The organism is Bradyrhizobium sp. WYCCWR 12699 (genome assembly GCF_032144035.1).
In the GTDB taxonomy this organism is placed as follows: Bacteria; Pseudomonadota; Alphaproteobacteria; order Rhizobiales; family Xanthobacteraceae; genus Bradyrhizobium.
In genome coordinates this window covers 1-15176 of record NZ_JAVTJN010000015.1, presented here as the reverse complement: position 1 = coordinate 15176, position 15176 = coordinate 1, and the positions used below count along the sequence as shown (strand labels likewise).

The window sequence follows — 15176 nt, the reverse complement described above, 5'->3', positions numbered from 1 at the left end:
TTACCGTAGCGTTTGCCATGAAGAGGAGCGCATTGCGCCGGGGCATTTGTATCGCGTCACTGTCTTGAGGCTTCGCTCTTTCGACCCCTTTCAGAGATCCGGGCGCGGCGACCATGGCAGAGAATGAAGCAGAAGGCGGCGCAGCTGCCGAAGGCGCGGAAGCCGCTCCGCCCAAGAACAAGCTGAAGCTCATCATCATGGCCGTCGGCCTGCTCGCAATCCTCGGCGGCGGTGCTGCGACCTGGTTCTTCTTCTTCCGCCACGGCGACGACGAGCATCATGCCGAGGCCGCGCCGCCGCCGAAGCCGCCGGCCTTCGTCGACGTCCCCGACATGATGGTCAACCTCGCCGGTGCGCCGGGCGAGCGCGTGCAATATCTGCGGCTGAAGATCGTGCTGGAGCTGAAGGAAGAGAAGCAAATCGAGGCGATCAAGCCGACGATGCCGCGCGTCACCGACATCTTCCAGACCTATGTGCGCGAGCTGCGCCCCTCCGACCTCAACGGTTCCGCCGGCATCTTCCGCCTCAAGGAGGAGCTGACCAAGCGCGTCAACGCGGCGGTCGCCCCGATCCAGGTCAGCGCGGTGCTGTTCAAGGAAGTCGTGGTCCAGTGATGGCGCTGCGGGAGGCAATGGGCTAGCGTCATGGCCGGCAACGAGCAAATGGACCAGGATGCGATTGCCGCCCAATGGGAGGCGTCGCTCGATTCCGAGGATCCCGCGGAGGCCGCAAAGGCTGCCGCCGAAAACGAATTGTCGGAGACCATGGCCCTGCAATGGGCGGCCATGGTCGAGGACGGCAGCCGCGACCTCGGCAGCGGCAAGAACTCCGGCGAGAGGGTGCTGTCGCAGGAGGAGATCGACAATCTCCTCGGCTTCACCGTCGGCGACGTCACGCTCGACGACCATTCCGGCATTCGCGCCATCATCGATTCGGCGATGGTCTCCTACGAGCGTCTGCCGATGCTCGAAATCGTCTTCGACCGCCTGGTGCGGTTGATGACGACGTCCTTGCGCAATTTCACCTCCGACAACGTCGAAGTCTCGCTCGACCGCATCACCTCGGTGCGTTTCGGCGACTACATGAACTCGATCCCGCTGCCCGCCGTCCTCACCGTCTTCAAGGCCGAGGAGTGGGAAAACTTCGGCATGGCGACGGTCGATTCCAACCTGATCTATTCGATGATCGACGTGTTGCTCGGCGGCCGCCGCGGCACCAGCCAGCTCCGCATCGAGGGCCGGCCCTACACCACGATCGAGACCGAGCTGGTCAAGCGGCTGGTCGAGGTGGTGCTGGCCGACGCCGAGCAGGCGTTCCGGCCGCTGTCGCCGGTGACCTTCACGATCGACCGGCTCGAGACCAACCCGCGTTTCGCCGCGATCAGCCGTCCCGCCAATGCCGCGATCCTGGTGCGCCTGCGCATCGACATGGAAGACCGCGGCGGCAACATCGAACTGCTGCTGCCTTACGCGACCATCGAGCCGATCCGGGGCGTCCTGCTCCAGATGTTCATGGGCGAAAAATTCGGCCGCGACCCAGTCTGGGAAGGCCATTTCGCCACCGAGATCGTGCAGGCCGAGATCGCCGTCGATGCCGTGCTCTACGAGGCCGACATCCCGCTCAAGCAGCTGATGCGGCTCAAGGTCGGCGACACGCTGCCGCTGGACATGCGTGCGGATGCCAACGTCACCGTGCGCTGCGGCGACGTCACGCTGACCGAGGGGCGGATGGGCCGGGTCGGCGACCGCGTCGCGATCCGCGTGACGAAACCCTTGCGCAAGCCAAGTACGACACTTGCGATGTTCGAGAAGGTGGACGAGCAGAACAAGATGATGGAGGCCCCATGAACCACTCCCTGGGAATGGCGATCGAGACGCTGGTGGCTATCCTGCTGATGCTGACGATCGTCTATTGCGTCATGCTCAACAAGCGGCTGACGCGGCTGAAGGCGGACGAGCATTCGCTGAAGGCGGTGATCGGCGAGTTGATCACGGCGACAGAGATCGCCGAGCGCGCGATCGGCGGGCTGAAGCTCGCCGTGCGCGACGTCAACGAGAACCTCGGCAGCCAGCTCGCCGCGGCGACGCAGATGTCGGACCAGCTCCACAAGCAGCTCGGCGAAGCCGACAACGTGGTGCGGCGGCTGTCCAAGATCGCGATCGCCGCGCGCCCCGTCGCCGGGCCCGAAACGGTCGTCGCGCCCGCAGCCAAGCCATCGACGGCGAAGGCGGTGGCGGCAGCCGCCGAAGCCTTCTCCGAGCGCCGGCGATCCAACGGCCTTGCCGCATGAAGCCAGGATATGAAATCCTTTCGTAACATCCGCGTCATTCCGGTCGTCCTGGTTGCCGTCGCTGGCCTCGCCACGCTGAAGGTCGCGGGCCTCGTGATCAATGGCGGCTATGTCTTCGACTACAAGCCAAACCAGACCAAGAAGTCCTGGGCCCAGGAGAACCTGAACTTCCCGACCGGCCGCGAGGAACCCGAGATCATCACCGGCTCGACCCATGGCGCGCCGAAGGAGGCACCCAAGCCAGCCGCGCCCGAGACCAAGCCGGAAGGCACCGTGGTCAAGGTCGAGGAGGGCCAGCCGCAGGTCTCGGCCTCCGAGCGCGCGATCCTCGAGCGGTTGCAGGCGCGCCGCCAGGAGATCGAGGCCCGTCAGCGCGAGATCGACATCCGCGAAAGCCTGCTCAAATCGGCCGAGAAGCGCATCGAAGGCAAGGTCGAGGAGATGAAGGCGGTGGAAACCCGCATCTCCGCGACGCAGGCCGAGCAGAAGGCCGCCGAAGCCCAGCGCATGAAGGGCCTCGTCACCATGTACGAGGGCATGAAGCCCAAGGACGCCGCGCGGGTGTTCGACCGCCTCGAGATGGGCGTGCTGATCGAGATCGCCTCGGCGATCGCGCCGCGGAAGATGTCGGACATCATGGGACTGATGTCGCCGGAAGCGGCGGAGAAGCTGACGGTCGAGATGGCCCGCCGCGCCAATGGCGGCGGCGATCAGTCCGCCTCGGCCGCCGAGCTGCCCAAGATCGAGGGCAAGCCGACGCAAAAGCCGAATTGAGGGCGCAAGGCGAACAGAGCTGGCGCGACCGGACGCGTTGTAGCGTGGTCGTTCGACTGGAGCCCAACGAGAGCCTTGCGTGCCTAAATCGCGAAGACCTGTTGCACCCTGCGAACAGGCGGGCGCAACTGCTTCTCCACCCGAGGAAGAGTATCTAGCTGCTGCTTGATCAGCTGCGCCTCTGTGACGCGAGTCACGAGCTGCAGGGTGCTATGGCAACAGGAGCACTCAAATGTTTTCAGGGCGTATCCGCTGGCGATCGGAACGATCGCTACGACCGCTCTTGCCCTGCTACACACAATGCAACCGGCTTCTCCGTTCATTGATTACCCCCCCAAAAGCTAACCAATGCGATTCGCATCGCCGAGGTCCCATCTGATTCAGAGTCGCGCGCGAACCGCAACGTCCCGAAGGTTGTGAGGGCGCGCCCAGCAACTCGATCGAACTCCCGCGGCGGATGCAGTCGAACCAGGCGGCACCCTCTGGGACTGCGATGAGTTGACGCGCGCAGGTGTGAAGTGGCGTACAGTTGCGCTCAAGCCGCGGTCCTACGCTTCGGCCGTTCGCAATCGGCAGCGCAGGAGGAGGCCATGAACTACTCGTCCGCAGCGGAGCGCGTCATTGAGGCCGTCAACCGGCTGCTCATAGCGGCGATGACATCAGCGTGGACGTCCGCCCTTAGCCATCAGCATGTAGCGCCGCCAGAAGTTGACGACGGTAACGATGATGGATCTTCCCTCGGCTTACAGAACTCCTCGGCGCCAGAAGGCGCCGACAAGCAACACTGAAAACGCAACCGACCTGAGCGTCATACGATCAGATCGTGCAACACATGGCCGTGAACTGTTCCTGCGCCGTGAGGCGACTCAACACCGGATGTTTCAGGCATGGACGCCAGCTCGGACGCATGGAATCCCTCATCCTGCTCGTGCTGACCGACGATGTCCGAGAGACGAGCCAACACTGCGCTGTGCAGTGAGCCAGGCGAAGCGTCACCTTTAAACTCGAATGAGTCGCCGAGCAGCTGCGGACCGGCGGGGTGGGATCCAGACGCTCCCTGGGACGGGTTGTGCTGCTCCGCCTCGCCGGTCGGCAAATGGTTGACGCCGCCGGTCGCTGACTTCAGGAGGCTTGGGTTGAGCGTCGTGTCTGCCGTTTCATCGCCGGTTTGATCATGGGCATGAGCCGCCTTGGCGGCGCGTCCCGGTGGCAAGGTGCCGTCGTCAGCATCGCTCCCCGGCGCAAACCTGCCTCCAGCGTGGTGTTCGGCAGCGTCATGGGCAAAATTCAGCATGGCGATCGGAATGTCGGGCAGCTGGCCACTCGCGGCAATCGTGCCGCTTTTGCCAACCATTGAGGCGGCCTCGAAACCGGTCAGGTTGTCGAAGACAAAGCTGGTCTCCGTGTGTGTGACCATGTGCTGCATGATCACCGCCAGCGCACCGGCTGGGGCAGGTGCCGCGTCGCTGCGGGGCGTTTCGATCACGAGCGTTTGCACCTCGTCTGAACCGGGCAAGCTGGGATATTCTCTCGCTGCGATCTGGTCCCAGCTCGAATCGAGGCTTGAGGCCGGCTCGGTTGGTTGGATTGCCGAACTTCCCGCAGCGAGAAGCGTGCCGTCGCCGCCGCCGACATCGGACGAGACTTCGGAAGTGGTCGTCATCACGGCGGTCGCGTCATTCTGCGCGGTTGCGGTGAGGTCGAGCAGATCGCCGGCTACCGCCATCACCGGTGCCGCCGCCGGCGCCGTGATGAAGTCCGACGCGTCGATGGTTGCAACCCCCTGCAAATGAATTTCGAGCAGACCGGAATCGCCGACATGCAGGGTCTGATCTGTCGGATTGACGTACACGATCGTTTGATTGGCCGCGCTGTCGTAGAGCCAGGCGATCGTATGTGCCGGCACGACGGTGCTGGTTGAGCTCAAGGCCAATATGACAAACCCAAGCGCGCCAAAGGCAGTCAGGTCGATCTTGTCAGCCCCCGAGGCGAAGTCCGTGATGGTGTCGTACTGGTTTGCGTTGGAATCGGCTACGAACAAATAAGCGAAGCGGTCGTTGCCATTGCTGCCGGTGAGTTGATCCGCACCAAAACCACCGGTTATGACGTCATTGCCGTTGTTGCCGTTGATTGTATCGCTACCCGAGCCGCCATAGATCACGTCATCGCCATCGTTGCCCTTGATGGTGTCATCGCCAGAGCCGCCATAGAGAACGTCGGCTTTGCCCGTGCCGTTGACGGTATCGCTGCTCGCTCCCGCGTAGATGATCTGACCGGTGTCGCCGCCGCCGGCGATGGTTTCGCTCCCCGGCGTTCCATACACGTTCGGAGGATCGGAGATCACTGCAGATCCGGTGGCCAGGTTATCAAAATCGTTGGGGTCTGCATCGCTGGCGCCATGAATGGCGACGGTCACCGTCTGCGTCGTACCGTCGATGGCAGTTACCGTGAACGTGTCGGTCAACGTGTCGCCGACGTCGAGCGCCTGAACCACGCTGTTGTTGTTATCTAGGGTGTAAGTCCATACGCCGACCGCGGTCATCGTGAAGGTGCCGTATCCGCCGTCACTTGCTGTCGAAGAGACTGCGGCGAACGTGTTCGGCGGGTTGTCGATGTCTGTATCGGTGAGCGTGCCCGTCGCGATGGGAGCGCCAGGTGAGAAAGTTCCTGCCTCGATCACCGAGCCGGTCGTGGTGCCAGAAATGAGGGCCGCGTCGTTGCTGCCCTGAATGGTGATCGTCACCACCTGCAGCGTGCCGTCCAGGGTTGTGACAGTGAAACTGTCGGTGAGCGTACCGCCGGCATTGAGCGCCTGCACCGCGCCGCTGGCGTTGTCGAGCGTATAGGTCCACACGCCGGCGGCGGTTAACGTAAAAGTGCCATACCCATTCGTGCTTGCCCTCGGCGAACTCACCGCGGTGAAGGTGTTAGGCGCATTGTCGACGTCGGCGGCAGAGAGCGTGCCCGTTGCGCTCGGGCTGCCGGGTGTCGCATTGGCGATGCCGCCTGCCTCAGTCACCGAGCCGGTCGTGGTGCCTGAAACGATGGCAGCATCGTTGGTGCCATGGATGGTGACCGTCACGACTTGGGCAGTTCCGTCCAGGGTGGTCACTGTGAACGTATCGGTCAATGTCTCGCCGGTGTTGAGCGCCTGCACCGCTGCGTTGACGTTGTCGAGCTCATAGGTCCACACGCCGGCTGCCGTCATGGTAAAGGTGCCATAGCCGGCGGCGCTCGCCGTTGGCGAGGCGACCGCCGTGAAAGCATTTGCGGTCGTGTCGACGTCCGTATCGGTGAGGATGCCGGTCGCGGTGGGCGTGCCGGGGTTTGCATTGGCGAGGCCGCCAGCCTCGATCACTGCGCCGGTCGTTGCGCCGGAAATGATCGCGGCGTCACTGGCTCCGTGGATCGTGATCGTCACCACTTGGGCGGTGCCTCCGCTCGTGGTCACCGTAAAGTTGTCGGTGAGCGCGTCGCCGGCATTGAGTCGCTGCACTGCGGGATTGGCGTTGTCCAAAGTGTAGGTCCACACGCCGGACGCTGTCATCGTGAAGGTGCCATAGCCACCCGTGCTGGTGGTTGGCGAACTCACCGCCGTGAACGTATTGGGCGGATCGTCGACGTCGGTATCGGAAAGAGTGCCGGTCGCAATCGGCGTGCCGGGCGCTCCATTGTCTATGCCGCCAGCCTCGATGGTCGAACCGGTCGTATTGCCAGAGATGATTGCAGCGTCGTTGACACCGTTGATGATGATCGTGAACGTCTTGCTCGTAGAATTGAGGCCGTCGGAAACCGTGATGACGAAATCGTCGGTCGAGGGCGACTTCAACGCATTGATCGCGGCGCTGTCAGGCACGAACGTGTAGGCACCGCTCGCACTGTTGACGTAGAGCGTCCCGTACGGACTTGGCTTTGACAGATCGTATGTCACTCCGTTGAGGATCGTCTCGCCGGCGGCCGCCCCTATGACACCAAAGGTCAGCTTGGCGCCGCTGCTGGTGCTGCTGGCGGCAAAAACTCCGCTCGTCGGAGTGAATGTATCAAACACCACCGTATCGAGCTCGGTTGGCCCCGCTCCGGTGCTGAGCGTCGGCGGCACAGGGTCGAAAACGGGAATGGCGAATGGTGTCACTGGGGCCAGCAGGTTCTGCGGCGTGGGCGCATCGGACGGAATGAAATTGATCGGCTGCAGCGACAGGGATTTGACAAAGGGTGGTGTGCTCGATCCGTGTGGACCTTGCCCGCCGGTGAGATTGGCGAGCACGTCCTGCTGAGCGGCGCGCAATTCGTCCATGCGAGCGGACGTGTTCGTGACCTGGTTGACGCTGATGGTTGATCCCACCTTCTTGATGACGATCGTCTCGCCGGGATCTTCGACGATGATGTGCCGCGGGATCCGCTCCTTGGTCACGAGCTCGAATGCACCGTGCGCAAGGTCCTTGTAGGTGATGGAATCGTCATCCAGGAATGTGACATCCGGATCCGCCGCCTCGGCGTCTTGCGCGGCCGAGAAAGTCAATGCTGCAAGCGTCAGCATCCCGAAACCGCCCGCGTGCCCCCGGGCGCGAATGCCTGCAATGGGGGTATTCAGCTGGAGCGCCCCGGCTTGTGCCAGCCGGCCTGGTACGAAACTGAAGCTCCCTCGCGTCACGTCGAACAGGGCTGCAAGTGGCATGCCTTCGGCGTCGAAGACGAACTCGCTCAGCTCAACGCGAGTGCCGCAGCCGATACTGAAGAAAGTACCGTCGATGAAGCGAATTGTGATCTGTCCGTCGGCATCGGTCTCCAGCACGTCGCCCCGGTAGATAGGCGCACCAGCCACCGCCTGCGTGGCGATGCCGCTCGCTCGCGTCAGCGTACAGCGACCGATCACTGTCGGAATATGGCCGATGAGTTCGGCGGGCAGGGCCGTGACGGGCCCGTTATCAACCTGGATGCCGGAAGCAACTAGCATGGCTCGCCCTCGCCTGGGTGATCGTTTCAGGCTCGGCGTGCTGCCTTGCTCGGGTCCTCGCCAAGGCACAAAATTTCCTGGCGCTGGCAGCCCCGAAGGCTTGCCCGCCGAAAGAAATCAAGTCTGAGAGGGAGACGCATTGCGCCGGGGACAGCGAAGCGTACCGCCCATTCCCCGCCGTGCCCCTCCCGCCAATGTGATTAAATTGACAAACGAGATGGATTTAATTGATGGTGCTTGCGCAGCGCCGGAGATAAGGTAGTCCAGTTAATAAAATTAAACAATATTATAGTTATTGCGGCTGCGTCGCGCGGGTCAGAATAGACCGCCGATTAGCGGCAAGATCTTCTCAGAAAGGGGGGATCATGTGCAGACCTACGAAAGCCGCGCTGGCCGCTGGCCTTGTTGTGGCGCTTGCCTGCTTCTTGCCGAGTGCGGCTCGAGCGCAAATCGATTCCGCCAAGCCCGCCGTCGCTACCTCCTCATCGAAACCGATTGGGAAGGTGGTGGTTGCCACCGGCTCGGTCACGATCGAACATGCAGGCGCAGTGATCGTTCAGGCGAATGTCTCGGGTGACCCCATCCGGGCCAATACGGGTGATCCCGTCTATCTTGGTGATGTGGTGCAGACGGGGGTCGATGGCCGGGTCGCCATCAACTTTACCGACGGCAGCTCGTTCAATCTATCGAGCAACGCCCGTATGGTATTGGATCATTATGTGTATGAGCCGGCCGGCAAGTCCAATGCGAGCCTATTCAATCTCGCCAAGGGGACGTTCACTTTTGTCGCAGGCAGCGTCGCAGAGACAGGCGACATGAAGGTCGATACCCCCGTCGCCACGCTCGGGATCCGGGGCACGACGCCGCACATCGAGATTTTGGATGATGGGTCGGTCAGATTCTCTACCTTGATCGAAGAGGGCAAGAGCAAGCTCCTGAAGAAGCCGCCGACATCCGCGGCGCCGGAGCCCGATCGAAGCAGCAATCGAAGGCTCAACATCTGTCGAGGCTGCTGAGAAACTCGCTTGGTCCGAAGCCGCCGGGTGCTGCAGCGCCGGCCGGGGAGAATGAGCAGTGGCGCTTCATTCACTGTCGGACTCGACACGTGGTGTGGAAATGACCGCGAGAGCCAGTTTCATCCAGGCCGTGATGCTCGCTCTTATGCTTGTCCTGTCCAGTTCGTCGGGCTGGGCGCAGAAGCAGAAGGGCAGCTCCCTCAAGACGGTTGAACTGTGTAACGGCTCAGACCATGTCTCACCCGAAGCTCGGATCGATGGCTGCACGGCGTTCATCGAAGCGGGCGAGGGGGCGCTGAACGGCTTCGTTGTCGCCTACAACAACAGGGGGAATGCCTATAGCGCCAAAGCCCACTACGAACGCGCGATCAAGGATTTCCTCGAAGCGACCAGGCTTGACCCGAACTATGCGAAAGCCTTCAACAACCTCGGGGTGGCCTATCTGAAAACGGGCGCGCACGATTTAGCGATCAGCGCTTTTGAGGAGGCGCTCAAGCTCAACCCGAACTATGGCGCTGCCTACGCCAACCGCGCGGCGGCGTACCTGAAGGCGAACGCGTACGACCGTGCCGCGCAGGACTATGACGAGGCAATTCGCCTTGATCCGAAGCTGGAGGCGGCGCGGAGCGGCCGCTGTTGGACCCGAGCCGTCCTTGGCGCTTTGCATGCTGCGTTGGAAGACTGCGATATTGTGCTTCGATCGGAAACGAACAACGCGGCAGCATACGACTCGCGAGCTCTTATAAATCTGAAATTGGGGCAATTCTCCGCGGCGATAGATGATTACAACTCAGCGCTGCGGTTCGCGCCCAAGCTTGCTAGCGCGCTGTACGGCCGAGGGCTTGCCCGCTTCAAACTCGGCGACACAGATGGTGGCCAAAGCGATATGTCGGCGGCCAAGAAGATCGACGCTCGGATCGACGAAGCCTTTGTCCGCTATGGGATGCCGTGAGGGGGTGGCCAACCCCGGCAGGACCGTTGTGCAGGCGTTAACAAATCCTTAACCATCGGCGTCTCAAATTCAAATACGGCGGACCCGTCGACGCTCGATGCGGCACGGCGTGCCGCCTCCAGAGCAAATCAAGATATAGCATTAACAAGTCCTTAATTGGCGAGACCTACAGTCGACGGCAGGGGCCGGCATCAGTGCCGTGCTGAACCATCGAAACGGAAGACATGCCGCCAATGGGGCGAGAGGCTGCCGCTGGATTTGTGTCGCGAGCCCGCGCTTTCGCGCCGGGCCTGTCGCGTCATGTCCGAGGCGCGGCCATGCTGGCGGTCTGCCTGCTGATCGGCATTGTTACGCCTGGCCGGGCGGCTGATCCGGTCAGGGGCGAGGCGAGTTTTTCGGCCGGCGGCGGCTTTGCCCGTCTCGTCATCAAGCTCGGCGAGGACGTTCCCTCCGAGGTGACGACCGCGGGCTCCATCCTCGTCATCCGGTTCGACCGGCCCGTCGACGTTCCCGTCGATCGCGTGCCGGCAGGCGCGCCTGACTACATCAATTCCGCGCGCCGCGATCCCGACGGCAGCGCCATCCGCCTGTCGCTGGCGCGGCGCGTCACCGTCAACACCATGAACGCCGGCGAGCGCACCTTCATCGACCTTTTGCCCGAGGGTTGGAAGGGGCCGCCGCCGAGCCTGCCGATGGACGTCGTCAAGGAGCTTGCCGAGCGCGCACGCGTCGCCGAGCGCGCGCTGCGCGCCCAGCGCGCCGCGGCCGAGTCCAAGAAGCGTCCGCCGATCCGCGTGCGCGCCTCGGTGCAGCCGACTTTCGTGCGCTTCGTGTTCGAGATGCCCGACGGTGTCGGCGTGTCCTCCGTGCTCAACGAGCAGAAGCTCACGCTCGCTTTCAACGCCAACCTCAATTTCGACCTGGCGGACGCGGTCGTCGCGGCGCCGCCGAACGTCGCCTCGATCAAGCAGAAGGCTGACATCGACCAGACCAATGTCGAGATCGCGCTGATCGGCGATTCCGATGTGCATTCGTTCCGCGACGAGAAGAACTACGTCGTCGACGTGTCTTTCCAGCCCGACAAGGGCAAGATGGCCGCGACGCCCGAGGCGGCGATCGCGCAGATGAAGCCCGCCGGTCACGGACCTCCGCCGGCGCCCGAGAAGCCCGCGGCCGAGAAGCCGAAGGAGGCCCATCGCGAGATCGCGCCGCCGACCTCCGAGATGATCGCGCGCGAAGCCAGGATTGACGTCAAACCCGAGGTCAAGGCGGAAGCGCCCGCCGCGATGCCGGCCGCTGAAGCACCGAAGCCGGCGCCCGCGGTTGAGGCGGCGCATGCTCCGGAAGCGCCCAAGGACGCTTTGAAGGAAGCCCCGAAGCCCGCGGCTCCCGTCGCTGAAGCTGCGGCCCCGCCGGCCAAGCCCGCGCCTGCCGAAGCGCCGAAAGAGGCCGCGAAGGAGCCGGTCAAGGAAAGTGCCAAGGAAACCGCAAAGGCTGCGCCGGCCGCGCCGCAGCCGAGCATCGCCAGCGTCGATGCGCGCCGCGACAGCGACGGCTTGCGCGTGACGTTCCCGATTCCTGTCGCAACGCCCGCGGCCGCGTTCCGCCGCGGCGACACGGTGTGGCTGGTGTTCGATACGCCGAAGCCGATCGATGTCGAGGCGATCCGCGCCAGGGGCGGCGCGATGATCGGGGAGGTCGGCCGCATCCCGCTCGACAAGGGGCAGGCGGTGCGCATCCGTCTCACCCGTCCGCTGGTCTATTCGCTGGCGAGCGAGGAGGTCGGCAAGGAGACCAACTGGCTTCTGACGCTCGCCGACAAGATCTCGGCGACGCCGCTGCCGCTGATGATGTCGCGCAACATCACCGACCCCGCGCTCGCCAACATCGCGATCCCCTTCGCCAATCCCGGCCAATTGCACAAGCTCACCGATCCCGACGCCGGCGACACGCTCTATGTCGTCACCGCGCAGCGGCCGGTGCGCGGCTTCATCAAGCGGCAGGATCTCGTCGATCTCTCGCTGCTGGAATCCGCGCATGGCATCGCGATCCGGCCGAACTCCGACGAGGTCGGCGTCGAGGTCGGCTCCGACAAGGTGATCCTCGGCAAGAAGGGCGGATTGACGCTGTCGCCGGTCGACATCTCGGCCGAGCGCGCGCCGACCGCGGTCCGCCCCGTCTTCAGTCCCGAAGGCTGGCGCAAGGGCCAGTCGGAAAACTTCATGGCGCGCCAGAGCGAGCTGTTGACGGCGATCTCGGCCGTCGAGCCGGCGCTGCGCTCGCTGCCGCGGCTCGACCTCGCGCAGTTCTACATGTCGCGTGCGATGTATCACGAGGCCAAGGCCGTCACCGACGTCATGCTGACCGATCCCCTCAACAAGGAGGAGAGCGGCGCGCTGATCATGCATGCGATCGCCAACATCCTGATCGGCCGCCCGACGCAGGGCCTGAAGGACCTCGCCAATCCCGTGATCGGCAACAGCCACGATTCCCAGCTCTGGAAGGCGCTCGCCTTTGCGCGTCAGGGCAAATGGGCGGATGCGCGCGAGAAGTTCAAGAACGTCGAATTCGCCATCGCCTCGCTGCCGCTCGACATCCAGCGCATCGTGACGATGGATGCGATGCGCGCGTCGCTCGAGGTGAAGGATTATGCCGGCGCTTCCAAGCGCCGCAGCGAGCTCGAGGTGGTCGGCGTCTCGCCCGAGGCTGCGCCCGGCTTCGCCGTGCTGCGCGGCCGGCTCGCCGAGGCGCTCGGCCACGACAAGGACGCGCTCGACGATTACAAATTCGCTGCCGCCTCGGCCGACCGGCCGGCGGCCGCCGAAGCCAAGCAGCTCGAAGTCGCGCTGCGGCAGAAGCGCGACGAGATCGGCAAGGAAGACGCGCTACGCGAGCTCGAGACCCTGTCCATGACCTGGCGCGGCGACACGATCGAGGTCAGGACGCTGCAGATGCTGTCGCGCATGTATGCCGACAGCGGTCGCTACCGCGACGCGCTCACCGCGGCGCGCACCGCGACGCGGCTGCAGCCGAACGCGGAAGCCTCCCGTCAGGCACAGGACCTCGCCTCCGAGCTGTTCACGCAAATCTTCCTGGGACCGAAGGGTGACGAGCTGCCGCCGGTCGAAGCGCTGGGGATGTTCTACGAGTTCCGCGAGCTGACGCCGATCGGCCGTCGCGGCGACGAACTGATCCGCCGGCTCGCCGACCGTCTCGCCTCGATCGATCTGCTCGACCAGGCCGCCGAGCTCCTGCAGTACCAGGTCGACCATCGCCTCGAAGGCGCCGCGCGTGCCCAGGTCGCCGCACGCCTTTCCATGATCTATCTCGCCAACCGCAAGCCCGACATGGCGATCACCGCGCTGCGCGCCAGCCGCATCAGCGATCTCTCCGGCGAGCTCAGGCAGCAGCGCCTGCTGCTGGAGGCGCGCGCGCAGAGCGACGTCGGCCGTCACGATCTCGCGCTCGACATCGTCTCCAACGTCTCCGGGCGCGAAGTGCTCCGCCTGCGCTCCGACATCTTCTGGGCGGCACGGCGCTGGCGCGAGTCCGCCGAGCAGATCGAGCTCTATTACGGCGAGCGCTTCCGCGACTTCAAGTCGCTCAACGCGGTGGAGAAGAGCGACATCATCCGGGCCGCCGTCGGCTATGCGCTCGCCGACGACTCGATCGGCCTGTCGCGCTTCCGCGAGAAATACGCGCCGCTGATGAGCGAGAGCGCCGACCGTCTCGCCTTCGACATTGCCAGCAAGCCGGCCGCCGCCTCCAGCGCCGAATTCGCCGAGATCGCCAAGCTCGCCGCCAGCGTCGACACGCTCGACGGCTTCCTGCGCGAGATGAAGCAGCGCTTCCCCGACGCCACTGCCCGCGCACCGGCCGCCCCCCACGCCAAGGACGAAGCGGAGCACACCGGCTCGCTGCCCACGATCCCGGTGGTGCGGCAGATCAAGATGACGCGGTAACACCGACGGCTTCAGGTTGAAACCAATCACTGCTGGCTGGGGGCACCTCTCCCGCAAGCGGGAGAGGGAGTGCAACTCCGTTGTCGATGCGGGACGGAGCCGGCTTTCCTTGTTGAAGGGGCGGTGTCCCCCTCATCCCCCGTAACTCTGCACCAGGCTCCCCGCCACCAGCGACCAGCCGTCGACCAGCACGAAGAAGATCAGCTTGAACGGCAGCGAGATCGTCGCTGGCGGCAGCATCATCATGCCCATCGACATCAGCACGGAGGCGACGACGAGGTCGATGATCAGGAAGGGCAGGAACAACAGGAAGCCGATCTCGAAGGCGCGCTTCAGCTCGGAGATCATGAAGGCGGGGACGAGGATGCGAAGGGCGAGGTCGTCGGGGGTGGCCGGCGCCGCCTCGCCGGAGAGATCCAGGAACAGCCTGAGGTCCTTCTCGCGCACGTTCTTCTGCATGAAGCCGCGCAGGGGGACGGAGGCGCGCTGCAGCGCGTCCTCGACGCCGATCTGGTTGGCGACGAGCGGCCGGATGCCGTCGTCGTAGGATTTCTGCAGCACCGGGCCCATCACGAAGAAGGTGAGGAACATCGCGAGCGCGATGATCACCGAGTTCGGTGGCGCGGTCGCCGTGCCCATCGCGGTGCGCAGCAGCGACAGCACGACCACGATGCGCGTGAACGACGTCATCATGATCAGGATCGACGGAGCGATCGACAGCACGGTGAGCAGCGCGATGAGCTGGATCGCGCGCTCGGTGACGCCGCCACCGCCAGCACCGCCGCCGCCGAGATTGATGCTGATGTCCTGCGCATGCGCAGGGCCCGCGAGCGAAGCCGCGGCGATCAGGACAGAAAGGAAAACAACTCTACGCGGGAGGGACGGCAGCCTCACGAAGACGGCTTCGGACGGCCGAGCAGCGAGGCCATCTCGTCTTCGAGGTTTTCAAAGCTGGTCTTTTCCGCGGCCGGCTTCGGCGGCGGAGCCGGGGGCGCCGCCGGCTCGCTGCGTGCCGCCCGCGGGGGCGGCGCGGCAGGCGGCTCCGGCGCGACAGGAGGGGCGACCGTTTCGCCGGCGGGACGGCGTAGCGCAGCCTCTAACCGCTGCGCCATTTCGGCGAGGTTCTGCTCGGCGCTCGAAGGGCTCGCGGGAGCGGGCGCCGGCGGCGGAACGGGCGGCGCCTGCGGCACGGGCGGAGGAGGCGGCGGTGCGGCGGCGCGCTCGGCGC

The 15176-nt window shown here is 64.4% G+C and carries 10 protein-coding genes and 1 pseudogene; 8 read left to right on the top strand and 3 right to left on the bottom strand.

Annotated features, from left to right (window positions below; translation table 11 throughout):
- The first annotated feature begins 113 nt into the window (after positions 1-113).
- From fliL to RPS27_RS08815, 5 genes are all read left to right on the top strand, one after another.
- Entirely contained in the window at positions 114-614 is a 501-nt protein-coding gene (gene fliL, locus RPS27_RS08835) for a flagellar basal body-associated protein FliL (protein ID WP_194403234.1), read from the top strand.
- 30 nt (positions 615-644) lie between these two features.
- Entirely contained in the window at positions 645-1847 is a 1203-nt protein-coding gene (gene fliM, locus RPS27_RS08830) for a flagellar motor switch protein FliM (RefSeq protein ID WP_018321852.1), read from the top strand.
- On the top strand, positions 1844-2290 hold the full coding sequence (locus RPS27_RS08825; RefSeq protein ID WP_194403233.1) for a DUF6468 domain-containing protein: 447 nt from the start codon (positions 1844-1846) through the stop codon (positions 2288-2290). Before fliM ends, RPS27_RS08825 begins: the two co-directional genes overlap by 4 nt.
- Positions 2291-2299: 9 nt before the next feature.
- A complete protein-coding gene (locus RPS27_RS08820) occupies positions 2300-3064 on the top strand; it encodes a MotE family protein (protein ID WP_194403232.1) in 765 nt (254 codons plus the stop codon).
- A gap of 590 nt (positions 3065-3654) precedes the next feature.
- Positions 3655-3852, top strand: coding sequence for a hypothetical protein (locus RPS27_RS08815; RefSeq protein WP_259214158.1), 198 nt, complete (start codon positions 3655-3657; stop codon positions 3850-3852).
- 20 nt (positions 3853-3872) lie between these two features.
- Here RPS27_RS08815 and RPS27_RS08810 read toward each other — a convergent pair whose 3' ends face one another.
- Entirely contained in the window at positions 3873-8018 is a 4146-nt protein-coding gene (locus RPS27_RS08810; RefSeq protein WP_313753966.1) for a VCBS domain-containing protein, read from the bottom strand.
- 365 nt (positions 8019-8383) lie between these two features.
- On the opposite strand from RPS27_RS08810, the gene RPS27_RS08805 reads away from it, so the two are divergent.
- The 3 genes from RPS27_RS08805 to RPS27_RS08795 all read left to right on the top strand — a co-directional run bounded on the left by RPS27_RS08805 (position 8384) and on the right by RPS27_RS08795 (position 13948).
- Positions 8384-9034 (top strand): FecR family protein, encoded by a 651-nt coding sequence (locus RPS27_RS08805; RefSeq protein WP_313753965.1) that lies wholly within the window; start codon positions 8384-8386, stop codon positions 9032-9034.
- A 58-nt stretch (positions 9035-9092) separates the two neighbouring features.
- A complete protein-coding gene (locus RPS27_RS08800) occupies positions 9093-9986 on the top strand; it encodes a tetratricopeptide repeat protein (RefSeq protein WP_313753964.1) in 894 nt (297 codons plus the stop codon).
- Between the two features lie 233 nt (positions 9987-10219).
- Positions 10220-13948 (top strand): tetratricopeptide repeat protein, encoded by a 3729-nt coding sequence (locus RPS27_RS08795; RefSeq protein ID WP_313753963.1) that lies wholly within the window; start codon positions 10220-10222, stop codon positions 13946-13948.
- Positions 13949-14080: 132 nt separating this feature from the next.
- Here the strand turns inward: RPS27_RS08795 and fliP are convergent, their stop codons facing one another.
- Together fliP and RPS27_RS08785 are read right to left on the bottom strand one after the other, a co-directional pair.
- Positions 14081-14842, bottom strand: a complete 762-nt coding sequence (gene fliP / locus RPS27_RS08790) for a flagellar type III secretion system pore protein FliP (RefSeq protein WP_211418881.1) — start codon at positions 14840-14842, stop codon at positions 14081-14083.
- Positions 14839-15176, bottom strand: a pseudogene (locus RPS27_RS08785) (flagellar biosynthesis protein FliO); the annotation flags it as partial. The pseudogene RPS27_RS08785 and the gene fliP, both read right to left, overlap by 4 nt.

Coding starts and splice junctions, on each gene's coding strand:
- fliL (WP_194403234.1), top strand. CDS start 114: ATGGCAGAGAATGAAGCAGAAGGCGGCGCAGCTGCCGAAGGCGCGGAA.
- fliM (WP_018321852.1), top strand. CDS start 645: ATGGCCGGCAACGAGCAAATGGACCAGGATGCGATTGCCGCCCAATGG.
- RPS27_RS08825 (WP_194403233.1), top strand. CDS start 1,844: ATGAACCACTCCCTGGGAATGGCGATCGAGACGCTGGTGGCTATCCTG.
- RPS27_RS08820 (WP_194403232.1), top strand. CDS start 2,300: ATGAAATCCTTTCGTAACATCCGCGTCATTCCGGTCGTCCTGGTTGCC.
- RPS27_RS08815 (WP_259214158.1), top strand. CDS start 3,655: ATGAACTACTCGTCCGCAGCGGAGCGCGTCATTGAGGCCGTCAACCGG.
- RPS27_RS08810 (WP_313753966.1), bottom strand. CDS start 8,018: ATGCTAGTTGCTTCCGGCATCCAGGTTGATAACGGGCCCGTCACGGCC.
- RPS27_RS08805 (WP_313753965.1), top strand. CDS start 8,384: ATGTGCAGACCTACGAAAGCCGCGCTGGCCGCTGGCCTTGTTGTGGCG.
- RPS27_RS08795 (WP_313753963.1), top strand. CDS start 10,220: ATGGGGCGAGAGGCTGCCGCTGGATTTGTGTCGCGAGCCCGCGCTTTC.